This is a genomic window from Chitinophaga sp. 10T418 (assembly GCF_056394125.1).
Window position 1 is genome coordinate 56,520 of sequence record NZ_JBFTHG010000011.1, and the last position, 23,641, is coordinate 80,160.

Annotated in this window: 15 protein-coding genes; 11 read left to right on the top strand and 4 right to left on the bottom strand. The window is 46.4% G+C overall.

Annotated elements, in window-relative coordinates:
• Positions 1-6: 6 nt before the first annotated feature.
• Entirely contained in the window at positions 7-3,153 is a 3,147-nt protein-coding gene (locus AC1DCV_RS26940) for a SusC/RagA family TonB-linked outer membrane protein (protein WP_477026087.1), read from the bottom strand.
• Positions 3,154-3,793: 640 nt separating this feature from the next.
• Positions 3,794-4,183 carry a VOC family protein gene (locus tag AC1DCV_RS26945; RefSeq protein WP_477026088.1) on the bottom strand — a complete coding sequence of 130 codons (390 nt, stop codon included), beginning with the start codon at positions 4,181-4,183 and terminating at the stop codon, positions 3,794-3,796.
• A 50-nt stretch (positions 4,184-4,233) separates the two neighbouring features.
• On the opposite strand from AC1DCV_RS26945, the gene AC1DCV_RS26950 reads away from it, so the two are divergent.
• Positions 4,234-5,766, top strand: a complete 1,533-nt coding sequence (locus tag AC1DCV_RS26950; protein WP_477026089.1) for a sulfatase — start codon at positions 4,234-4,236, stop codon at positions 5,764-5,766.
• 54 nt (positions 5,767-5,820) lie between these two features.
• Here AC1DCV_RS26950 and AC1DCV_RS26955 read toward each other — a convergent pair whose 3' ends face one another.
• Together AC1DCV_RS26955 and AC1DCV_RS26960 are read right to left on the bottom strand one after the other, a co-directional pair.
• Positions 5,821-7,023, bottom strand: a complete 1,203-nt coding sequence (locus tag AC1DCV_RS26955) for a copper amine oxidase (protein WP_477026090.1) — start codon at positions 7,021-7,023, stop codon at positions 5,821-5,823.
• Between the two features lie 88 nt (positions 7,024-7,111).
• Positions 7,112-8,347, bottom strand: coding sequence for an ROK family protein (locus AC1DCV_RS26960; protein WP_477026091.1), 1,236 nt, complete (start codon positions 8,345-8,347; stop codon positions 7,112-7,114).
• A gap of 158 nt (positions 8,348-8,505) precedes the next feature.
• Here AC1DCV_RS26960 and AC1DCV_RS26965 point away from each other — a divergent pair, with 158 nt between their 5' ends.
• From AC1DCV_RS26965 to AC1DCV_RS27010, 10 genes are all read left to right on the top strand, one after another.
• Positions 8,506-9,717, top strand: coding sequence for a n-acyl-d-glucosamine 2-epimerase (locus AC1DCV_RS26965; RefSeq protein ID WP_477026092.1), 1,212 nt, complete (start codon positions 8,506-8,508; stop codon positions 9,715-9,717).
• A gap of 157 nt (positions 9,718-9,874) precedes the next feature.
• On the top strand, positions 9,875-13,069 hold the full coding sequence (locus AC1DCV_RS26970; protein ID WP_477026093.1) for a SusC/RagA family TonB-linked outer membrane protein: 3,195 nt from the start codon (positions 9,875-9,877) through the stop codon (positions 13,067-13,069).
• An 18-nt stretch (positions 13,070-13,087) separates the two neighbouring features.
• The gene (locus tag AC1DCV_RS26975; protein WP_477026094.1) at positions 13,088-14,779 is read left to right on the top strand and encodes a RagB/SusD family nutrient uptake outer membrane protein; all 1,692 of its coding nucleotides are present in this window, start codon (positions 13,088-13,090) and stop codon (positions 14,777-14,779) included.
• A gap of 31 nt (positions 14,780-14,810) precedes the next feature.
• Entirely contained in the window at positions 14,811-16,478 is a 1,668-nt protein-coding gene (locus AC1DCV_RS26980) for a DUF5018 domain-containing protein (RefSeq protein ID WP_477026095.1), read from the top strand.
• Between the two features lie 61 nt (positions 16,479-16,539).
• Positions 16,540-17,937 carry a family 10 glycosylhydrolase gene (locus tag AC1DCV_RS26985; RefSeq protein ID WP_477026096.1) on the top strand — a complete coding sequence of 466 codons (1,398 nt, stop codon included), beginning with the start codon at positions 16,540-16,542 and terminating at the stop codon, positions 17,935-17,937.
• 4 nt (positions 17,938-17,941) lie between these two features.
• Positions 17,942-19,333 (top strand): DUF5009 domain-containing protein, encoded by a 1,392-nt coding sequence (locus tag AC1DCV_RS26990; RefSeq protein ID WP_477026097.1) that lies wholly within the window; start codon positions 17,942-17,944, stop codon positions 19,331-19,333.
• Positions 19,334-19,338: 5 nt separating this feature from the next.
• Entirely contained in the window at positions 19,339-20,007 is a 669-nt protein-coding gene (locus AC1DCV_RS26995; protein WP_477026098.1) for a GDSL-type esterase/lipase family protein, read from the top strand.
• Positions 20,008-20,028: 21 nt separating this feature from the next.
• Entirely contained in the window at positions 20,029-21,939 is a 1,911-nt protein-coding gene (locus AC1DCV_RS27000; protein ID WP_477026099.1) for a sodium:solute symporter family protein, read from the top strand.
• 4 nt (positions 21,940-21,943) lie between these two features.
• Positions 21,944-22,612 (top strand): GDSL-type esterase/lipase family protein, encoded by a 669-nt coding sequence (locus tag AC1DCV_RS27005; protein WP_477026100.1) that lies wholly within the window; start codon positions 21,944-21,946, stop codon positions 22,610-22,612.
• Entirely contained in the window at positions 22,612-23,544 is a 933-nt protein-coding gene (locus AC1DCV_RS27010) for a DUF4434 domain-containing protein (RefSeq protein ID WP_477026101.1), read from the top strand. The genes AC1DCV_RS27005 and AC1DCV_RS27010 overlap by 1 nt, the downstream gene beginning before the upstream one ends.
• Positions 23,545-23,641: the final 97 nt, after the last annotated feature.

Sequence of the window (23,641 nt, forward strand, 5' to 3'; positions counted from 1 at the left end):
TAACAATTAGAATCCAACATTTAACCCCAGTGTGTATATTCTTGGAATAGGTACACCTCTGTTATCTACACCAAAGTTGATATTGCTGTCACGGTTGGTATTTACTTCCGGATCAGAACCTTTGTACTTGGTGATGATGAAGGCATTCTGTATCAGTCCGTATATGCGTAAAGTGCTTACACCCAGTTTTTGTTTGATGCCAGGGAAAGTGTAACCCAGGCTGATTTCACGTGCTCTCAGGAAGTCACCTTTTTCCAGCCATCTGGTAGATGCTTGTGTGATAGTAGCATCAGCGAGGAACAACTTAGGAACATCTGTGTTTTTGTTTTCTGGTGTCCATCTGTTTTTCACTTCTTCCAGGTTGTTACCAAAGAAAGTAGTCATTAAAGCTGCGCGGGTACCATTATACACATAGTTACCACCACTGTATTGCAGGAAGATGCTCAGGTCAATGCCTTTGTAGGTAAAGGTATTGTTCAAACCACCAAAGAAGGTAGGATAACCTGATTTGTCTTGATATTGTGCATCACTGGAGGAAATCGGCGTCTTTTTGGTTTTGCCGTCAGGGCTGGTCCATTTGTCGGTAGCACCCGGAGTTGGGTTGTACATGATCAACTCATGGTTCTTATTGTAGTACATCGGGAAACCAGTTTCCGGATTCACACCACCCCATTCGATCAGGCGGAATACACCGAGTGTTTTACCTACGCTGGCGCGGTTGTTAACTTTTACCAGGTCAGATCCGTCAGCAGTAGCAGTAACCCTGTTTTTGATAAAGGTCACATTCAGGTTGGAAGACCAGGTAAAGTCTTTGGTTTCAATGTTACGGGTGTTAAGGGTTAACTCAATACCTTTGTTCCACATCGCACCAACGTTGGTGGTCAGGATAGAACCAACAATACCGGTTGGATCCCATGGAATACCAGCAGTAGCCAGTACAGGAGCATCCAGGATCAGGTTATTGATGTTACTGTGGAAATAATCAGCGGTAACAGTGATCCTGTTTTTCAGCAGGGTCGCATCGATACCGATATCCAGTTTTTTAGAGGTTTCCCATTTCAGGTTCGGATCACCGATCTGGAACTGGGAGAAACCGTTGATGTCTGCATAACTACCACCACCATATAAGGTTCTGTAAGCATACGCCTTGATGTTGGAGTTACCTACGATACCATAGCTGGCGCGCAGTTTCATGTCGCTGATAAAGGAGATGTTATCTTTAAAGAAACCTTCTTCTGATATTCTCCATCCAACGGAAGCACCAGGGAAATAACCACGGCGGTTGTTAGGACCAAAGTCTGAGTAAGCATCTGCTCTCAGTGTTGCATCGAAATAATATTTGGAACCATAGTTATAGCCGATCTTACCAAAGTAAGAATCAAAGGCGTTGGCAACATTATTACCACCGGTAAAACTGTTGTCGGTACCAGCATATAAACCATCATAGATTTCTTTAAAATAAGAATCTGCCAGGTTACCCTGTCCGGTATACAGTACTTTCCTTTGTGAGAACTGAGATTCGATACCTACCATTGCATTGATGAAATGGATATTATTGAAACTCTTCGTATAGGTAGCATAGTTAGACCAGTTCCATTGGTTTTGTCTTAACAGGTTTTCCTGTACCAGTCCATTCAAACTAATACCATTACCAGCCTGTTTAGGGCCACTGTACTGATCTTCAAAGTTCTGGATGAAATCCACGCTGAAACGGGAAGTTACTTTTAAGCCAGGAATAGGTTCTACTTCTACATAGGCAGAAGATAAAACACGGGTAGAGGTATTATCATTTCTACCATAGTACACGCTGGAAAGTGGATTGAAGAAACGGTTAAGCCTGTTAGCGGTAGTAATGGTATTGGCGCCATCTCCCAGATCCCCGTTGCCTTTTATGTAAAAATCACCATTCTTATCATACGCCGGAACGTTAGGCATGGCAGAATAAGCGGAAGTGGTAGCACCGGCCAGGTAGGTATCAGATAATACCCCGTTATTCATTGATTTGGAAGCGTACAGAGAGATACCTGATTTCAGCCATTTTTTAGGCGTTACATCCAGGTTCATACGCATACCACCTCTGCGTAAACGGTTGGTTATAACCACACCTTTCTGATCGGAATATTCACCGGAAGCATAAAATCTCGCTTTGTCGGTTCCGCCGGAAAGTGATAACTGGTGGCTTTGTATGATACCTGTCTGAAATGCTACTTTCATCCAGTCAGTTCTGTCTGGTTTGCCATCGCCGTTGATGTCGATATCTTTTGCAATAGGAACCGGGGTTCTGCCTGCAGGTGTTGAGTTGGCAGCTTTTTCATTCTGAATAATGTTGAAATCATCACCATTCAGTACTTTAGGCAACCTGGCGGCTTGGGACCAGCCTACATAACCATTGTAGTTAACAGAGATAGCACCGGCTTTACCTCTTTTGGTAGTAATGACGATAACCCCTGCAGCAGCTCTGGAGCCATATAAGGCAGTAGCGGCCGCATCTTTCAGTACGTCTACTGATTCAATATCATTCGGATTGATATCAGCCAACGGGTTGTAACGGGTACCGTTACCACTGTTGAATACGTTTAAGTTAGTATTGGTATTCATCGGAATACCATCCATAATAATCAATGGCTGATTACTGTTGCTGATAGAGTTCACACCACGGATCCTGATATTTACGCCATCACCCAGCACACCGGAACCAGTGGTGATGTTCACACCAGCTGCTCTTCCTGATAAAGCCTGGTCAAAGCTGGTACTTGGGCGGTCGTTAATGAGCGCACCAGATACTGCTGTTACAGAAGATGTCACATCTTTTCTTTTTAATTCGCCGTATCCGGTTACTATTACTTCGTTCAGCACTTTGTTGCTGGCGTTCAAGGTAACGTTGATCGCCTGGCGGGTGCCCACTTTTTCTTCTTTTGCTTCATAGCCTACAAAAGAAAAGATCAATGAGGCTGCAGCATCTACCTGTATGGAAAATGTTCCATCAATAGTAGATACTGCTCCTACCTTGGAGCCTTTAATGCTTACAGATACACCAGGTAACGGAGCGCCATCCTGGGCATCCGTTACTTTACCTTTAATTGTTCGGGTTTGGGCAAAAGCATGCACCATACCGATGGCTAGCAACAGCCATAGTAGTAAACCTTTTTTCATACGGTTTAAATTGGGTTTGTTATGTAAAAAAAATTGGGACGCCGTGTCTCTTCCGTTGGTAATGTTAATTAAATGAATCTCCAGCTAATTGAATACAACAGACATAGATACAGGTCGCTATCATATTTCATTTTGGTTTAGACATGAACATATCGTTTGGTCATTTTTCGATGACCAATAATGATTAAAAAACGGCATTGCAGCGCATGAGAAGATAAATCAGCTAAACAGTTTAGTGTGATTTGTACGGACCAGGTTGTAAGTTGGCTACATTACAAACATAGTATTCCCCTGCCGGAAAATTAACCGGTTATTTTATGTAATTTTTTCTGGAAAATATAATTATAAAACACACGCAGTGGCGGGTATATAACAATAGTCCTTTGGTTTACATTTTGTCAGATTTCTGTGGATTAAATAGATTCTCAAGCAAAATTTAATCTCTAAAAGCAAAAAATTTTTATAAGCAAAAAATGAAAAAACCAATATTTCTACAAGCAAAAAGTACAGTAATATAATTTTGTTGTTCCCAGGTTCTGGTTGTTACTGGTGATAATCAGGCAACACAACAGGTTATTTTTTCATTAACGACATAAAAATATATTGTTTTAAGCAGAAAAACAATATTAAACTTTCTCTTTTATTTAACATCATAGTTACTCACCTCTAATAGGTTCCCATCAGGATCACGAAAGTAAACAGAACGGATATTGCCTGTAGCCCCCGTCCTTGCTACTATTCCGCCTTCCAGTATTTTTATATTGTTATCAAGTAGCTCTTGTAATATTTCTTCCACTGCAGTATCTGCAATGAAACAAAGATCTGCAGATCCCATCGTAGGCGATGTTGCTTTAGGATCTATCTCTTTTCCTTTTTCATGCAGATTGATTTTCTGATGCCCAAACCGCAAGGCTTTTCGCGCATCACCAAACGTGATCACTTCCATGCCTAATATCTTTTCATAAAACTTACAGGTAGTGTCAATATTTTTTACAGTTAATACCAGGTGATCCAAATGGTTAATTATCATGTGGAAAGATTTTATACATTTAGAAGATAGTACAATGAACATATAAAACAATGAAAAAGTTATATCTCTGTGGTTGTTTGCTCTTCAGCATACACTTCTCCGTACAAAGCCAAACGCAAAAGTCACCCAACATCATCTTCTTCCTGGTAGATGACATGGGCTGGCAGGATACCTCCGTTCCTTTCTGGGACAGCATTACACCTGCTAACCGGAAATTCCGTACACCCAATATGGAACGCCTTTGCAAAGCAGGTACTAAATTTACCAACGCCTATGCCGCGTCCGTTTGCACGCCCTCCCGGGTAAGCTTCCTCACCGGTATGAACGTAGCAAGGCACCGGGTGACTAACTGGACCTCCATGAAAAACAAGGCTGTGGATGGGAAAGACAGTCTGCTGGATATTCCGGACTGGAATGTAAATGGCATCTCCCCTTTGCCCAACCAGGAAAAAAGCGTATATGCTACCCCGTTACCCCAGGTGTTGAAGGACCATGGCTACTATACCATTCAATGTGGTAAAGCGCATTTCGGGGCGTACCAAACCATTGGTGCCGATCCGCTGAACCTGGGCTTTGTAAAAAATGTAGGCGGCAGCGCTGCCGGCCATCCCGCATCGTACCTGGCGGAAGATGACTTTGGCCGTGTACCGGGCCGCTTCATCCTGCAGGCAGAAATGCCGAACCTGGAGAAATACCGGAAGAAGAAATCTTTCCTGACAGAAGACCTCACCCAGGAAGCTATGTTGGCCATGGATACTGCACAGTTAAAAAAGCAGCCCTTCTTTTTATACATGGCACATTACGCGGTACACTTGCCTTACAACGTAGATGACCGCTTCATTCAACGCTACCTCGATATGGGACTACCTAAACCGGAGGCCGCTTATGCGGCGCTGGTGGAAGGAATGGACCAGAGTCTCGGGGAACTGATGGATTACCTGGATCAACATCATCTCACGGAAAATACCATCATTGTCTTTATGTCTGATAACGGAGGCTTTTCACATCCACCCAGACAAGGCAATGACAACACCCAGAACTACCCGTTGCGGGGTGGTAAGGGGTCCCTGTATGAAGGGGGCGTCAGAGAACCGATGATTGTACGCTGGAATGGCGTTACACAACCAGGTACCGTGAATACACAGTATATGATCATGGAAGATTTTTATCCTACCATCCTGGAATGGGCCGGTGTGAAAAAGTATAAGACCGTGCAAACCCTCGACGGGCGAAGCATTGTGCCATACCTGAAACAACCGGAACTGCGGGATGACCGCCGTGCGTTGATCTGGAATTACCCCAACGACTGGACCGGTGGTAACCTAGGTACTGATAATTCCTGGTGCACCGCCATTCGCCAGGGCAAGTGGAAGCTGATTTATTTTGAGAAGTACCAGCGACTGGAACTATACGACCTGCAGGCAGATATCTATGAAGCCAATGACGTGTCTGCCCGCTACCCGGATAAAACCAGAGAGCTGGCAAAGCTGCTCACCCAACAATTGAAACAACGCGGTGGACAGTTACCTGTTTATAAAGACACGAAGAAAACAGTACCGTATCCGGATGCAGTATCATTATGAAAAAATAAAAAAGGCGCCCTATGAAGGGCGCCTTGCTATTGTGAATAGTGACAATTATTTCAGGTCTACCGGAACCAGCACGAGCGGTGTAGGTAAACAGGAAGCACCCGGAGGAGAATATGTAAAATGAATTTTTTGTACACTGCCATCTGCAGGTGGGGTAAAGATTTGCACCAGGATTGCTTCCGGCGCTTTGGTGGTCACCAGTTGATTGTTCGGTAACTGTATAATCCCTTCTTTGAATTTGCCACCACTAACCACCATGGTATTGGCCATGCCACCACACCACTGGCCATTATCACCACGAGGGTTCCAGGTCATCAGCGCCAGGGCTTTACCGTCGCTGCTTTTCCACGACAGTTCTATATTATAGAGAATGCCATAGTTGCCATCCAGGCTTTTCAGTTCCCCGGTAGTGGCTTCTTTGCCGATTACCCAGGGATCTTTTTCACCATCTGCTACCAGTATTTGTGCCAGGCCATTTTTAGTATCCAGCGTATCTTTTGCGATGATGCGGTAGTTGCAGATGCCATAGGTGCCGCGACCCGCACCTGCATATTGTTTGGTGCTTAACGTTGTTTTCACGCGGGCGGCAGCCACAGCAGCGGGTGTTTTCAGATCGGTTTGTACAATGCTGATTTCTCCGGGTTGGTCAATCACAAATTCGTAGAAGCCATGGACCAGTTCATCGTATTTCACTACAGCCTTATCCTGTTTGGGATCCAGGCAAATAGCGGCGCCGGGTTTTATTTCACGGGCAAAGGTTTCAGGGGTGGATGCAAAAAAATCTGCCAGTCCCTGTTTACCTGCGAAGAAGTAGTTAGTCGTTGGTTTTTGTGAGGAGTATTTCAACATACGGATATGCATAGGTTGGCTCCCGGTATTTTTTATTACCGCGGCTATTTTGCGCTCCATTTTTTGTGGCTCCTGTACACCGTTTACATTATAGAGGTATAGTCTTACAGATCCGGGTTGCACCGGTTCTCTCAGGGCTACGCCCTCGGGTACACGAATATATTCCGGGTCATCAGAAATGAGGAATTGCGGACCCGGCAGCACTATTTTCTGGTAGTTTAATAACGGGAGCTGCTCGCTGAGCAGGCCGGGTACCTGCAGGGCATGTCCCTGCGGGGTGTTTTTAATGACCTGGTTCAATGCGGTGGAAATACCCTGTGCCTGGGCGAAGCAGCCCGTTGCGATGGCATAACTTACTAACAGTACCCTTTTTCCGTTGGCGGATATACTCGTTTTAAACATGCGTGGTTTGTTCGATGAATAGTTAATATTATTATTAATCGAAACAAACTTAATAAAATATTTTAAAAAATAATCACCGTTGATGTAATTATTTATTAAAAGCAAGCAGGTTATGCCTGGCAATCAGGCAACCGCCAATGATACCGGCCTTTTCATGCAGTTTAGACATTCTTAACTGGGTATCATTATTTACCAGGCTTAAAGAATATTTATTGAGTGCACTACGGATCGGCAGCCGGATATAGTCGCTGGTATCGGCCAGGATGCCGCCTATGATCACCAGTTCGGGGTTGAACAGGTTGATGAGTACGGAGATGCCCCTGCCTATTTTTTCGCCCAGTTCCGCGATGAGCTCTATACACAGTGTATCTTCGTGGAGTGTAGCCTGTATGATGTCCGATACGCGCAGGTTCTCCGGCATCTTTTTATCTCTGAGTAAGGAAGAGGTATGTCCCTGCTCAATCCTTTCCTGGAACATGCGGATCAGCGCCTGTCCGGAGGCTTCTGTTTCCAGACACCCCTTCTTGCCGCAATGGCAAATGATTTCATTGGAGAAGATAGGGATATGCCCAAACTCGCCACTGAAGCCGGATTTACCACGATAAATCTTTCCATCTATCATAATACCCAAACCGATGCCATAGTCCAGGTTCAGAAATAATACATTCTTTTCATCGTGCACGGTGCCGTTGTAAAACTCCCCATAGGCCATGGCCCTGGAATCGTTTTCCACAAAGGTTTTGATGCCAATCGCATGTTCCACGATCTGGCTGAGTGGTTCTTCGTTAAAATGGAAATAGCTGTAGCTATAGCCTTTCTCGCTGTTGATACGTCCGGAGAGATTGAGACAGGCGGCGAAGATCTTTTTCTTATCTACCGATACATTATCTACAAAATGGAGGATAATGGTGATCAGGTCTTTAAATGATTCGGGGGTATTGGCCAGGGTAAAAGGGATATGCATCTCTGAGGTGACCAGTTCTTTCTTGAAGTCCAGCAGTCCCAGGTTTACATAAAAGTTCTTGATATCCACCCCGATGAAGAACCCGCATTCCGCTACCAGTCCATACATGCTGGCCCGGCGCCCTCCTTTGGAGTCGTCCTTGCCGTAGTCCTTTACGATGCCATCTGTCATCAGTTCATTAATAAGACTGGTGGTTTTGGGAACACTGATGTTCAGGGCGATGGTCAGATCAGTGATGGTACTGTTGCCCGACTGATCAAGATGGTCAATGATGGATCTCTTGAGGGATTTATTCTTATAAGCTACGCCGGCTAAGTTCTCTTCTGAAAAGATTTCAAATATGCTTTCCTGGGTTGTCATGCAATAAATGTGATATTTTCTTTAAAAGTAGTATATAATTAATAAAGTTAACCAAGTTGTCGTGAAATTCGATTTAATAATAAAAATATTTACGAAGTATTGCTTTGTAATTAAAATAATAATAAATTGTCCTCTGTAAATAAAATAATTTAAAAAGAATGCAACCAAAAGTAGCCGATCAGCAACAAGGATGGGGAGACACAACAAGCGAATTGAATAGAACATACTATGCCGGTTTGTATAAAGAAGAACTACTCGATAACATCTTGCMCTTCTGGGTCAACTTCAGCAAAGACGAAAAGCACGGCGGATTTTATACCTGCCTGAACAGAGACGGCAGTATATTCGATACCGATAAATTTATGTGGCTGCAGGGCAGGGAAGTATGGTGCTTCAGCCATATGTTCAATAAAATAGCCCCCCGCCAGGAATGGCTCGACATGGCCTTACACGGCGCCGCATTCATGGAGAAATATGGTCGCGATGAAAAAGGCAACTGGTACTTCTCCCTCAATGAACAAGGTAAACCATTAGTACAGGCCTATAATATCTTCAGCGACTGTTTCGCCGCCATGGGATTTGCCGCACTCGACAAAGCTGCTCCCAGCGATCGTTTTAAGGAAATCGCCATTACCACTTTCGAAAATATCCTCCACCGGCAGGATAACTGGAAAGGCATCTATAATAAGGCATACCCCGGCACCCGCCCCCTCAAAGGCTTCAGCTTACCGATGATACTCTGTAACCTGTCGCTCGAAATGGAACACCTGCTTGGCGCCAACCGCGTAGCTGAATTTATTCCCACCGTCCTCCACGAAGTAATGGAGGTATTCTATCAGCCGGATAAAAAACTGATCGTGGAAAATGTATATGCCAACGGTACTTTCTCCGACAGCTTCGAGGGCCGCCTCGTCAATCCCGGTCATGGTATTGAAGCCATGTGGTTTATCATGGACCTCGCCAAAAGAGTGAATAATCCCACTCTGCTGCGCAAAGCCTGTGATATTATGCTCAATACCCTGGAATACGGATGGGACAAGGAATTCGGCGGCATCCTTTATTTTAAGGATATCCTTGGTCATCCTCCGCAACAATTGGAATGGGACCAGAAATTATGGTGGGTGCACGTAGAAGCACTCATCGCTTTAGCCAAAGGCTATGCCTATACCGGCGACCAACGCTGCGCCGCCTGGTTTAAAAAAGTACACGACTATACCTGGAAACATTTCCGCGATCCGGAACATGGAGAATGGTTCGGATATCTGAACCGGCAAGGCGAAATTTTACTGCCTCTCAAAGGCGGTAAATGGAAAGGCTGCTTCCACGTACCCCGCGCCCTGTACCAGGTATATACCACTTTTAGCTTTTAGCTATTAGCGGTTAGCTTTTAGATTTTAACGAATGGATTTTAGCGGATAGGTTTTAGATACGCTAAAAGAAAACCGCTAAAATCCATTCGTTAAAATCTAAAAGCTAACCGCTAAAAGCTAATAGCTTATTTTTTATCCTTCCTGTAAATTGAAAGTTATGAGTAAACGCAAACCAAATCTAAATGTGCTGATGTGGCGCACCTCTCTGCTGATGATCGCCCTGATCATGCAGCAGCTGTTGGCGGTAGCGCAACAGCAAACTGTAAAAGGTACCATCAGGGATGAAAAAGGGAATGCACTTCCAGGTGCTACCATCCTGGTAAAAGGTACCAAAAATGGAATGGTGTCTAATGCAGACGGTAGCTTTAGTCTGCCTGCAACCGGCAACACACCACTCACGCTGCAGGTATCCATGACCGGCTTTTCTGCCATCACCATCACCGTTACGCCTGGTCAGCCCTTCAATGCAATCCTGAAAGAAAATGCAAAAGAGCTGAATGAGGTAATGGTAGTAGGTTATGGCACACAAAAGAAAGCTTCCCTCACCGGCAGCGTGGCGCAGATATCTTCAGCGGAATTGAAAAAAGTACCGGCTATGAATCTCACCAATGCGCTGGCAGGTCGTCTCCCGGGATTGGTCGCTACCCAAACTTCCGGCCGCCCCGGTTTTGATGACGCCACCCTGCTCATCCGCGGACAAAGTACTTACAACAACAATGCACCCATGGTGATTGTAGATGGGGTGCAACGTTCTTTCGGTAATCTCGATCCGGCAGAAGTGGAAACCATCACCCTCCTGAAAGATGCGGCAGCAGCAGCTACCTACGGGGTGCAGGGAGCCAACGGCGTGATTCTCGTCACCACCAAAAGAGGTGCTGCCGGTAAACCCATAGTATCCTACGACGGCGAATTTACCCGCACCGCTTTCACCCGCTTTCCTAAATTCCTGAACGGTCCTGATTATATGTACTGGTTCAAAAAGGGAGAGCAGATGGATAATGATTATCTCACTGCTACTGGTGGTGATCCTATTCCTTACACCTACTCTGATGCACAAATCGCCGCACTGCGTAATGGCACCAACAAAAATCCTTACCTCGGTAACACCGACTGGACCGGCATGCTCACCGGCAGAAAAACAATGTCACAACATCACAGCGTTAGCCTGAAAGGTGGTACCGAAAAGGTCCGCTATTTTTCCAACGTCAGCTATCTTAACCAGGAAGGCGTAGTAAAAGGATCTGATTATAAAAGGTTCAACGTAAGAACAAACGTAGATGCCACCATCAGTAAAACATTTTCTGTGGCCTTTGATCTTGGCGCTCGCCAGGAAACACGCAACAGCACCGGTATCCCGGCAGATGATGGCGAATACATGAACCCCTTCTACCAGGCAGTAAGAGCACTGCCAAATATTCCCGCCACCATCGATGGCACGCCAACGGCTACACGCTCCAACTCCGGTATCGTAAATCCGATGGCAGTGATCGATCAATCCGGTTGGCAACGCTACGTTACCAGCACCTTCCAGGGCGCCATGACTTTCACGATGCATGTACCTTATGTAAAAGGACTGGACCTGAAACTGATGACCGCCTACGATAAATCTTTCCAGGAATTCAAAAGCTGGACAGCGCCCTATACCCTTATGGTAAGGGAACAAAGCAGCGGTGGCTTCTACTGGAATTCTTCCCTGCCGCCCGGTATCAATGTAAATACCGTGCGCCAATCGCAGGGAAATAACGCACGACAGACTTTCCAGCCAAGCATTAACTATAGCACCGAAATCGGTAATCATAGTATTAAAGCACTGGCTTTATATGAATATTCGCAGACGGACAACAACAGCTTTTCTGCCGGTGGCAGCAACCTGGCATTAACAGAACTGAAAGAAATTGATTTCCGTGACCAGGACAATAAATACATTGTACAACCTACCGGAAACAGCGGCACCAGTGCGCGTTCCGGGCTGGTAACGCGACTCAACTACGCCTACAAAAACCGCTACCTGCTGGAACTGGTATCCCGCTACGATGGTTCTGTATACTTTCCTACCTATAATCGCTGGGGCTTTTTCCCCGCTGTTTCCGCAGGATGGGTGATGAGCGAAGAACATTTTTTTGCAGGTTTGAAAGAGAAAGTAGATTTCCTGAAACTGAGAGGATCTTACGGTAAAACCGGTAACGACAGAGGGTTTGGTAACTATCAGTACCTGCAGACTTTTTCACTGTCAGACAAGCCCGTGGTGGTGATCGGAGATAAATCGGTATCCGGTATTTATTCCGGCAGTATCCCCAACGTAAACCTCAAATGGGAAAACGCTTACACCACCAACGTAGGTGCGGATGTAAGTCTGTTTAACGGTGCATGGTCCGTGACCGCTGATTACTTCTACAAAATCACTAAGGATATTCTTGATGTACAGGGCAATTTATTTCCTCCCTCTATGGGTGGCTACTACTACCAGGTAGTTAACCGCGGAATGGCCAATGTACGTGGACTCGACCTGCAGATTACACATCGTCATAAAGTAAACAGCAAACTGGATTACGGCATTACCGGTAATTTCAACTGGTCCCGTAATAAGATCCTGGTAAAAAATGATCCCGATGGCTGGCCGGCATGGCAAAGAACACCGGGCAGAAGTATCGGTGAAAAGAAAGGCTTTATCTCAGAAGGCTTGTTCCAGAACTGGGACGAAGTGAACAACTGGGCTACTTCTCCCAGTGGTGGCGCTGCTCCCGGCTTTATCAAGTATAAAGACGTCAATGGAGATGGTAAGATCACCACAGACGATATCACCTACATGGGTCGTAGTAACACGCCACAAATCATGTATGGCCTGAACCTGGAGCTGCGTTATGGCATCTTTGATTTTTCTGCACTGATACAGGGTGCTTCTCTTGTGGATGTATCCCTGGGTGGAGAGTATGAAGGTTCTTCCGGTACTTATGGTGTAAATGATAATACACCTTTTACCCGTCCGTTTTATGGCGCCGGCAACAGTCCTTATTACCTGGTGGAACAAGCCTGGACACCAGACAATCCCAATGCGAGCTATCCCCGTTTAACGGCCGACAGAGCAGGTTTCCCGAATCACAATGGTTGGGCCAATTCGCAGTGGGTAAAGAACGGCGCCTATGTACGGTTGAAATCCGCACAGATAGGCGTGACCGTACCCATGTCTGTGTTGAAGCAGCTGAACATTGAAAAATGCCGCTTCTACCTGGCAGGATTCAACCTCATTACACTGGATCACCTGAAGTACATGGATCCGGAATTACCGAATGTCAACAACGGGTTTTATCCACAGCAGCAGATGATGTCTTTCGGCGCTAACCTTACTTTCTAAACGGAAAAGAAATTACTTATGACAACATTTTGTTCAAATATAAGAAAGGCTTTGCTGCTGTTGTTGATAATGGCAACGGGGATGCAGGCCTGTAAGCTGGATGGTATACCCGGCGACCGCTATACCGATGCCGCAATCTGGAAAAATGCCAGTAGCGTAGACCTCTACATGTACGGCATGTACGATCAGTTCAAAACATTTTCTTTCGGTCAGTTTCCTATCGGCTACAGCAATGCGACTGATGCACTTACAGATCTCGAAAAATATACCTCCAATACTACCGGCAACGGAACAGTGAACAAGTTGGCTTATAATCCGGGGCAGGTGAATGCCACCGCTCCGGGTATTTCCTTCTGGGATGCGGCTTACACTAACATTCGCCGTATCAACGAATTCCTGAACGGGATGCAGTTGTATGCGAAAATTACAGCAGAACAAAAAGTACAGTACGAAGCAGAAGCACGCTATATCCGCGCCTACTCTTATTTCTGGCTGGCCCGCATCAATGGCAGCGTGATCATCCTGGATAAACTGCCTGCCGATAAAAGCATGGCCCGCAGCAGCGAAGACGAGGTATGGAATTTTATTGCCAGTGACCTCCGCTTTGCCGCAGAGCATCTGCCTAAAGAACGACCAGCCGCACAAAAAGGACGGGCCACCCAGGGCGCTGCTTATGGATTGCTGGCACGGGCATGGCTATACGCTGCTTCTGTAGCGGAGTACGACAACAAACAATTCAACAAAGATGCACTCACCGGCGTACCTGCTTCCAAAAAAACGGAATACTACCAGCATGCAGCAGATGCGGCAGCAGCCGTGATTACATCTGGTATCTACGACCTGGAGGCAGATTACGGTAAATTGTTTACCAACGCCAACAGCAAGGAAGCCATATTTGCGCTTTACTATCAACGCCCCGGCGTTACCCATCAGTTGGACTACTTTTTTTGTCCGCCTGCAGATGTAGACGGTGGCGGTGTTACCGGCGTACCTACCGCAGAACTGGTGAATGAATATGAAATGGCAGATGGCCGGAAATTTTCCTGGTCTGAAGCAGATATGGCCGCCAATCCCTACACCAACCGTGAGCCACGCTTCTACGCTACCATCTTATACAATGGCGCTCCCTGGAAAGGCAGAACCATCAACACTACACCGGATGATGAAAAAGAAGGCTACATCGATTTTAAAGTCGCCACCGATCCACGTAAAACAGTGACCGGTTATTACGTGCGCAAAATGCTTGATGAAACTAATAAGGACATCCTCGTGCAGGGCAGTAACCAGCCATGGATAGAAATGCGATATGCAGAAATATTGCTCATTCATGCAGAAGCACTCACAAAACTGAACCGCATTCCCGAAGCGAAAATATCGCTGGATAAAGTACGTGGCAGGGTACATTTGCCAGGTACAGCGGCTGCTACGCCGGAAGCCATGATGACCGCCATTGAGCACGAACGCAAAGTGGAACTGGCCTTTGAAGGACACCGTTACTGGGACCTGCGCCGCTGGCGTAAAGCGCATATCGTGTTAAACAATGTGCGTTTCCATGGTCATAAAGTAACCGCGAATGCCAACGGTTTTGATTATACAGAAGTAGACTGCGATAAGGAAAACCGTTATTTTCCTACTGCCTTCTATTACATGCCTATCACGCAGGACGAGATCATCAAGAATCCTGCTATGAAACAAATTCAGGGTTGGTAACAACTATGCATCACCATAAATGAGCTTATACATGCGCAATATATTTATCATACTGGGGTTAGGCATTGCCTTTGCCGGTTGCCGGCAGCCAGAGCCTATCTTCCCAAAGGAAGATAATAATCTGCAGGATATCTGGGTAGGATTACCCGGTGTAAAAGACGCCCGCTTTGATCCTGTTTACAGTGCCGCCAAAGACACGGCTTATATTGATGTTCCTTATTTTTATCCGGTAGAATCGGATAACGAAACCGATATTACCAAATTGGTACTCCGCGCCAATATTCCTCTGGATGCGGTGATCACACCGGCTTTAGGTACACCCATAGATTTGTCCAAACCGGTAAAGCTGGAAATTAAAGGCGGTACCGGCGTTAAAAGATCGGTAGTAGTGGTAGCCAGAAAAGTAGGCGATGTAAGTGTGAAAGGCGCTACCATTAACTATTTACTGGATGGGGCAGCAACAACAATGGACGCCGTGGTAAAAGATAACGATGTTATTTTTTACATTATCCCTGGCACCGATGTGAGCAAAGTAAAAGTAACGGTAGCTGTAAATAGTCATTCTACTACTTCTGTTGCTGCCGGCACTACGCTGGACCTATCCACAGATAAGCCTTTCACGGTAAAGAGTATAGACGGGCTGGTGAAACAATACACGCTGAAAGTAATGGCGCCGGTGAAGAAACCGTATGGCATAGGCATCACGCGTAAGTTATTTATTAAGCTGGGCGCTGCTTCCGGTGGCGGCGGTATCAGTACCAACTACACCGAAACCAGTATGGCGGTAAGTGGGGATCTCCTGGTGATTGTCAGCAATACCAATCCATCCAAGCTACGCCTGTTCAATCGCACTACCGGCAACTACGTACGGGATATGCCGTTACCTGCGGGCAATTATTATTCTTTCCAGATGCAGAACGATAGTACCGGTGCTTTGCTGGGCGCTACTTTCGCGGCAAGTGGTGACAAGTTCCAGTTATACCGCTGGCAAAGTGCCACCGATGCAGCACCGGAAAAAATCCTGGAATGGACCAACACCATTGCATGGGGTGGTTTGGGCAGACGGGTACGCATATACGGAGATCTCAATAAAGACGCCGTGATTTATGCTACTGCATCACTCACCAATGATGTATATAAATGGCGCATCCGCGATGGTAAAATAGTGAATGCGGCCAACGCCCCGGATGTAAATGCCGCGCCGATCATTTCTACCTATGCTTCCGGCTCCGGCAGCTTTGGCTACCTGGCCGATGCCGTACCTACGGCGGTATCATTCAGTGGTACTTACTTCCTTAACTACGGCAGTGAAATAGCCATGGTCAATGGTGGTACCAATGTGCGTACAGCTGCTTTCAATGACGATGCTGCGGGTAACATCTTCCATGCTCCTTCCCTGTATTTCCGGTTCAACGGCGCTAACTATTTCGCTATCCTGAAATACACTTCCTGGAGTTTGAATGGTGGTAACATCGCGTTATTCGATGTGACGGATCCTGCAGCGGTCAGCATGTCGCCCAACAATCCGGCCTATGGCGCCTTTAATGTTTTCAACTCTGAAGTGATCAACGGAGCGGCAGATAATGGCAACGGTACAGGTGATCTGTGTGTGACCTTTTCTGCGGACCGCAGCAGTGCCTACATCTACATGGTGCTGACCAACGTGGGCATTGTGGGATATGAACTGACTACTTATTAATGATCCTTGCACGGGTAACCGGTGATCATTGCCGGTTGCCCGCGTTTTAAAATAATTCGTCATGATAAAATCAAGAATACTGTCTGCATTATGCCTGCTGATACTAGCTGCAGGATGCAAAAAAAATAATGATGCCCCGCCGGTAGATCCGGGTGATGGTGTTGATACTATTGCTATCCCCACCGGTAAAAAAGAAGCGATTGTGTGGATAGACCTGAATGCAAATGTATTCGGCACCTATGGTCGTTTTAATGATACGGCAGCTATCCGCAAAACCCTCGACACCTTACAGCAAATCGGCATCACTGCTTTGGTGGTAGATGTAAAAGAGTCCTCCGGCCATACCGTCTTCCAAAGTGCCTATACCAGCAAGGTAACCAGCCATAATGGCAAATCACTGCCGCCGAATGTGGACTACCTCGACTTTATGGTGAAAACTGCAAAGGAAAGAAAGCTGAAGGTATATGCCTCTGTGATGACGTTTGTGGAAGGTGACTATGATAATAAAACAGGTGCGGTATATGAAGACGCTACCTTTAAAAATAAGTACCAGTCTATCGTATGCGATGTAAGTGGCAAACGCGTACCTATCACTGAAACAGGCAGAAATGGATTCGTAAATCCTGCTTACCCGGAAGTACAGGATCGTATTATCAATATCCTGAAAGAGATTGTTACTAAATATGCAGTGGATGGCGTGATCCTCGACTATGGCCGCTATGCGAACATCGATGCGGATTTTTCAGACTACAGTAAAACACAGTTTGTACAATACCTGAAGGATGTGTTCAATGATCAGAATGCCAATTTCCTCAACTTCCCGGCAGATATTGTAAGCTCCTGGAAAACAGAAAGTGGTCAAACGATGCCAGCGGTGACCGGTAAGTACTACAAGCGCTGGCTGGCTTATCGCATGAGCGTGATCTACAACTTTGTGAAAAAAGCACATGCTGCAGTGAAGGGTGCCCGTGCAGATGCCTTGTTCGGTTCTTATGTAGGTGGCTGGTATGGCGATTACTACCCGGTAGGTGTAAACTGGGCCAGTCAGCAATACGATCCGTTTAATGATCAAAAGATCCGCATGGACTGGGCGTATCCGCAAACAAAAGATTATGGCTATGCAGAAGAGCTGGGGCTGCTGATGACGGGAAACTATTTTTCACAGTTGTTGCTGGCAGATGATCCGGCTACGGCTAATTTAACGTACAACTGGTGGAGCCTGGAAGGATCACTGAGAGGTGGTCGATATGTTACCCAGGGCAAGGTGCCGCTGGTAGGCAGCATTGATGCGGGTAACACCAACTGGAAAAGTAAGTCAGATATCCGGAGAGCCATTAAAATGATTTTGTCTCAAACATCCGGTGTGATGATTTTTGACCTGGTGCACCTGTATGCACCGCAGTATAACAAATTACAGCAACCATTGTGGGATGAAGTAAAAGCAGGGTTACAGCCGTAAGCATATGAAACAGCGTAATCAAAGTCTGGATGCATTGAGGGGACTGGCCATTTTTGCCATGGTATTAGCCGGTAGTATCGCCTTTGGCATACTGCCGGCATGGATGTATCATGCGCAGGAGCCACCGCCCACACATGCCTTTATGCCTGCATTGCCGGGTATCAGTTGGGTAGACCTCGTGTTCCCTTTCTTTTTATTCAGTATGGGTGCGGCGATTCCCTTCTCCCTGAAAAGGAAAATAAAGGATGGCACCGGCTTCCCGGACATTTTAGAAATGACGGTGAAACGATATATCCTCCTGGTATTTTTTGCGCTGTTTACGCGGCAGATGACGGTGGCGGGTTTGAGCCGGCAACCAGGCTTGCTGGAATATATATTGCCGTTGCTGGCTTTCGCATTACTGTTTGTACTGTTTTATGCGCCGGCATCGAAAACGCTGTGGTGGCAGGTGTTGAAAGGAATCGCGCTCGGGATTACTGTTGTGCTGCTATATACTTTGCCGTTTGAAAGCGGCAGCGGGTTTTCATTATACAATAGTGACATCATTATACTGATCCTGGCCAATGTATCCCTTGCAGGCACTTTGTGGTGGTATTTTACAAAAAATAACCCGTTACTGCGTATCGCTTTACTTCCTCTGCTGATGGGGATTTACCTGAGTGGTACGCAACCGGGTAACTGGTGTCATACGTTGTTGTCATGGTCGCCATGGCCCTGGATGTATCAGCCTGGTTTTTTAAAGTATTTGTTTATCCTGCTGCCGGGTACGCTGGCGGGCGATTGGATGTTGCAATACGGCGGTATCGGGGAAACGCCGGGGAAGCAGGATATAAAATACCTGCGACTGGCTGCCTGGTGCGCAGCGGCGGTGTTGGTGTGTAATGTTTGTTTGTTATTTAGCAGACATACCACCATTAATATTTTTGCTACCATCATTGGTTTGTGCGGCTGTTACGCGGCATTAAAAAAAACAACTGCGCAACAATTTCCCGGGTTGCCTCTTTTTTTAAAAGCAGGTGCTTATCTTGTTGTCCTTGGCCTATGCTTTGAGTCATTTGAAGGAGGCATTAAGAAAGATCCGGCCACGTTTAGCTATTACTTTGTTACTACCGGTCTTGCATTCCTGGTACTAATCATTTTTTATTCATTACAGTACAGTAAGGCAGGAAATGTCATCATTCATGGCCTGTCGCTGACCGGCCGTAATCCCATGGTGGCGTACGTAGCGGGCAACCTCTTGTTATTGCCATTGCTGCATCTGACGGGTGGGCTGTCTCTTTTTGAAAGTATGGGACAATCGGTCTGGCTGGGTGTAGTAAGGGGCTTTTTATTTACCGGAATAGTAGCTGCTATTGCCGCGTGGTGTAGCCACCGGCAGTGGTATTGGAAAACATAAATTATATGAAGAAGATATCAACCATCTTACCTATGCTGCTAATATGTGCGATGTCGCAGCTGTTGGCACAGGATTCCAGCTATCATAATTATTTGTATGACAGCCGGACGGCCTATTTCAAGCAGTTACCGGTGGCGAAGAAGCCTGTGATTTTTTTTGGAGACAGTATTACGCAGTGGGGCGACTGGTCAGAGTTCCTGGGCAAAGCCAACATCCTGAACAGGGGCATTGCGGGCGACAATACCAATGGCCTGCTGGCCAGGGTAGATGAGGTGATCCGGCATCGGCCGGCCCGCTTATTTATACTGGTCGGCACCAACGATATCAATAAGCAGATGCCCGCAGCAGCGATTGTACAAACGTATCGCCGCATTATTGCTGCTGTACAAACACAGTCACCGGCTACCCGCATTTATGTGCAGAGTGTATTCCCGATCAACAATCAGCTGATAGGCCGGCAGTATTATACCGGTACCAATGAGCAGATAAAAACACTGAATGCCGGTATCCGTGAAATGGCAGCAGGCATGCACATTCATTTTGTGAATGTATACGATGCCCTGCTGGATGGCAGTGGACAGCTGGATGCCCGTTATACTTATGATGGTTTACATCTGTCTGGTGAAGGATACCTGAAATGGGTAAATGTGCTGCAGCAACAACGATTAATTTAATTCATTTATTAATAGTACATCATGAATCTGGCGACAATAGACATTGTGATCATCTTTCTTTATCTGGCCATTATTGTGGGACTCGGATTCTGGATATCGAAGAAAGCTTCCAAAAATATCCAGTCGTATTTCCTGGGAGATAATAATATCAAATGGTACTGGCTGGGATTCAGCAATAGTAGTGGCATGTTTGATGTAAGCGGCACAGCTTTTTATGTGGCGCTCTTATTTGTATATGGCTTCAAAGCCGCGTGGCTGCCCTGGTTGTGGCCTATCTGGAACCAGATTTTTGTGATGGTATTCCTGGCGGTGTGGATCCGGCGAAGCAACGCTATGACAGGGGCCGACTGGATCATCAAACGTTTTGGCGATGACCGCGGCGGCAGGCTGGCACATATTATTGTGGTGCTGTTTGCTATTGTGAGCGTGATCGGATTTATCGGGTATGTATTTGTAGGCATCGGCAAATTCAGCGGCAGCATTTTGCCCTGGGACCTCACTAATCCGCTGCTCACAAGTCAGCAAACCTATGCGGTTATAATTGTGGCATTAACCACTTTATATACCGTAAAAGGTGGCATGTACAGCGTGGTAGCCACAGAGGTACTGCAATATGGTATCCTGCTGGTGAGCTGTGTGCTGGTGGTAACTTACGCCGTGCACGATGTGAACTATACAGCGCTGCATAAAAGAGTGCCGGAAGGCTGGAGTAATTTCTGGCCCACCTGGAAACTGGATGTCAACTGGACCACCACTTTCCCGCAGGCCAATCAGAAAGTAGCAGAAGATGGTTTTACCTGGTTTGGTGCATTGGTGATGATGATGATTGCCAAAGGCATATTTTCGAGTCTCGCTGGTCCTGTGCCAGGGTTTGACATGCAACGTATCCTCAGTGCCAAAAAGCCAAAGGAGGCTGCCATGCTTACCGGCTTTACCAACCTGGTATTATACATTCCGCTGTTCATGATGGTGAGTGCATTAACCCTGATAGGCATCAACTATTTAATGCCAGTATTACAGGGACAGGCAAAACCTGATTTTGAAATTATTCTCAGCCGGGTAGTGGGTGGTTATTTGCCCGCAGGGGTGAGAGGCGTGGTGCTGGCTGGATTACTGGCTTCGTTCATGAGCACTTTTTCGGCCTTTGTAAATGCGGCGCCGGCTTACCTGGTGAACGATTTCTATAAAAAATATTTCAGACCCAACGAAGCACCGGGGCATTATGTGAAGTGGAGTTATATTACTTCCATAGCGGTGATCCTTACCGGCTGTATTTTTGGATTGTTTGCCAACTCACTCAGTTCGCTCACGTTGTGGATTTCTTCTGCCCTTTACGGCGGTTACGCAGCGGCCAACGTATTGAAGTGGATCTGGTGGCGGTTCAACGGCTACGGCTATTTCTCCGGTATGTTGGTAGGACTTATCTCCGCCACGTTTGTGCCTAAACTGATGGACTTGTTGGCAACGGCTTATTTCCCGCAATATGCCGATCTTTTCGGCAGCGGTATTGGTACCTTGATTTCGTTCTTTATCATCCTGGTATTTTCTATGACCGGTAGTGTACTGGGTTGCCTGCTGACACCGGCTGCCAACCAGCAGGTGCTTACCGGCTTTTATGTAAACACCCGTCCATGGGGTTGGTGGAAGCCGGTAGCGCGCTGGGCAAAAATGGCCGATCCTTCGTTTATACCGAATCAACAATTTAAATGGGATCTCTTAAATATACTGGTAGGCATTTGCTGGCAGATGAGCATGGTGATTATGCCCATTTGTTTTGTATTTGGCTATTTTGAAAAAGGATTCCTGGCAATGGGTGTATGGCTGGCCTGTATGGTCATCCTTAAATTTACCTGGTACGATCGCCTGGATATTACTGCCGGTGAAAATGTACCTTACAAAACACCCGTTCCGTTGATCCCGGAAAAAGTATAGCAGGATGAAAAAATATGCATTGGCCGCAGGCATGTTGCTATGGCCTGTTTCCGTGGCCGCTCAGTACGACAGTACCTATGGCAGCTCCTATTACCGGCAAAAGGTGACCCAGTTTATGGGGATTCCGGATACCGATGCCGGTGAAGTAATTTTTCTGGGAGATAGTATTACGGACATCGCAGAATGGTCCGAGCTGTTGAAAAATCCTAAGATTAAAAACCGGGGTATCAGCGGCGATAAAACTGCCGGTATCTTAAACCGGTTATCCGAAGTAACGGACAGGAAACCTGCCCGCATATTTCTGATGATCGGGATCAATGATATCGCAGAGGGAGTGCCGGACAGTGTTATTCTGGCGAACTATACGCAGATCATTCGCCGTATTCGGCTGGCATCTCCCGCAACAAAACTATATGTGCAGAGCATATTGCCTACGAATGATGCGTTTACAGAATTTGCCCGCCACCAGCATCAGGAAGCTCATATACAGTCGGTAAATCAGCAGCTGGAAATACTGTCGGCACAACGGGGATGCACCTACGTAAATTTGTACAATGAAATGTGCGATAATGTTGGTAAATTAAGCAGCGCTTATACCAACGATGGTTTGCATTTAACCGGTGCCGGCTACCAGGTATGGAAGGGGATATTGCAGCGTAAAAAGTTATTATAATGAAAATTACAGGAACGTTTATAGATGAAATCAGCCATGATATCCCGCATCAGAACTGGGGCCGGGAAGAATGGCGCAGGGACTTTGAACACATGAAGGCCATCGGGATAGATACGGTGATCCTGATCCGCAGCGGTTACCGCAAGTTTATTACTTATCCTTCCAGGTACCTCATCCAGGAATTTGGTTGTTATGAGCCACCGGTAGACCTGGTGAAAATGTACCTGGAGCTGGCCGATGAACTGGATATGCAGTTTTATTTCGGGCTGTACGACAGCGGCAAATACTGGGATACCGGCGATATGCAATATGAAACAGACAGCAACCGTTTTGTGATAGAAGAAGTATGGAAAACCTATGGCCATCATAAAAGTTTTAAAGGCTGGTACCTGTCTATGGAAATCAGCCGTAAAACAAAAGGAGCGGCCACCGCTTTCCGCACACTGGGCCTACAATGTAAGGCAGTGAGCAACGGACTGCCTACCCTCATCTCTCCCTGGATAGATGGTAAAAAAGCGGTGATGGCAGCTGCTGGTCAGCTAACCAAAGCAGATTCGGTATCCTTGGAGGAACATGAAAAGGAGTGGAGTGAAATATTTGATGGCATCCGTGGCGCCGTAGATGCGGTAGCTTTCCAGGATGGGCATATCGATTACAATGAACTGGAAGACTTTTTCCGGGTCAACAAAATGATGGCCGATCGTTATGGCCTGCAATGCTGGACCAATGCCGAAAGTTTTGACAGGGATATGCCGATTAAATTTCTGCCGATTAAATTTGAGAAACTTCGCCTGAAGCTGGAAGCAGCACGCCGTGCCGGTTACGATAAAGCCATCACGTTTGAGTTCTCACATTTCATGAGTCCGCAGTCGGCTTACCTGCAGGCCGGACATTTATACAATCGCTATAAAGAGTATATGCATACGTTCTGAGGGGAACGGACGGATATAAACCGGGGTGTATCGATTCATTCGGTACACCCTTTTTATGATGCCCGGATGAACCGGTTTTTCACTGTTTGAGGCTTCA

What these genes read in the sequence shown, in the direction of transcription:
- AC1DCV_RS27010 (WP_477026101.1), top strand. Translation starts at nt 22,612, where the DNA reads ATGAAAATTACAGGAACGTTTATAGATGAAATCAGCCATGATATCCCG.
- AC1DCV_RS26975 (WP_477026094.1), top strand. Translation starts at nt 13,088, where the DNA reads ATGACAACATTTTGTTCAAATATAAGAAAGGCTTTGCTGCTGTTGTTG.
- AC1DCV_RS26945 (WP_477026088.1), bottom strand. Translation starts at nt 4,183, where the DNA reads ATGATAATTAACCATTTGGATCACCTGGTATTAACTGTAAAAAATATT.
- AC1DCV_RS26980 (WP_477026095.1), top strand. Translation starts at nt 14,811, where the DNA reads ATGCGCAATATATTTATCATACTGGGGTTAGGCATTGCCTTTGCCGGT.
- AC1DCV_RS27000 (WP_477026099.1), top strand. Translation starts at nt 20,029, where the DNA reads ATGAATCTGGCGACAATAGACATTGTGATCATCTTTCTTTATCTGGCC.
- AC1DCV_RS26990 (WP_477026097.1), top strand. Translation starts at nt 17,942, where the DNA reads ATGAAACAGCGTAATCAAAGTCTGGATGCATTGAGGGGACTGGCCATT.
- AC1DCV_RS26950 (WP_477026089.1), top strand. Translation starts at nt 4,234, where the DNA reads ATGAAAAAGTTATATCTCTGTGGTTGTTTGCTCTTCAGCATACACTTC.
- AC1DCV_RS26970 (WP_477026093.1), top strand. Translation starts at nt 9,875, where the DNA reads ATGAGTAAACGCAAACCAAATCTAAATGTGCTGATGTGGCGCACCTCT.
- AC1DCV_RS26940 (WP_477026087.1), bottom strand. Translation starts at nt 3,153, where the DNA reads ATGAAAAAAGGTTTACTACTATGGCTGTTGCTAGCCATCGGTATGGTG.
- AC1DCV_RS26955 (WP_477026090.1), bottom strand. Translation starts at nt 7,023, where the DNA reads ATGTTTAAAACGAGTATATCCGCCAACGGAAAAAGGGTACTGTTAGTA.
- AC1DCV_RS26995 (WP_477026098.1), top strand. Translation starts at nt 19,339, where the DNA reads ATGAAGAAGATATCAACCATCTTACCTATGCTGCTAATATGTGCGATG.
- AC1DCV_RS26960 (WP_477026091.1), bottom strand. Translation starts at nt 8,347, where the DNA reads ATGACAACCCAGGAAAGCATATTTGAAATCTTTTCAGAAGAGAACTTA.
- AC1DCV_RS26985 (WP_477026096.1), top strand. Translation starts at nt 16,540, where the DNA reads ATGATAAAATCAAGAATACTGTCTGCATTATGCCTGCTGATACTAGCT.
- AC1DCV_RS27005 (WP_477026100.1), top strand. Translation starts at nt 21,944, where the DNA reads ATGAAAAAATATGCATTGGCCGCAGGCATGTTGCTATGGCCTGTTTCC.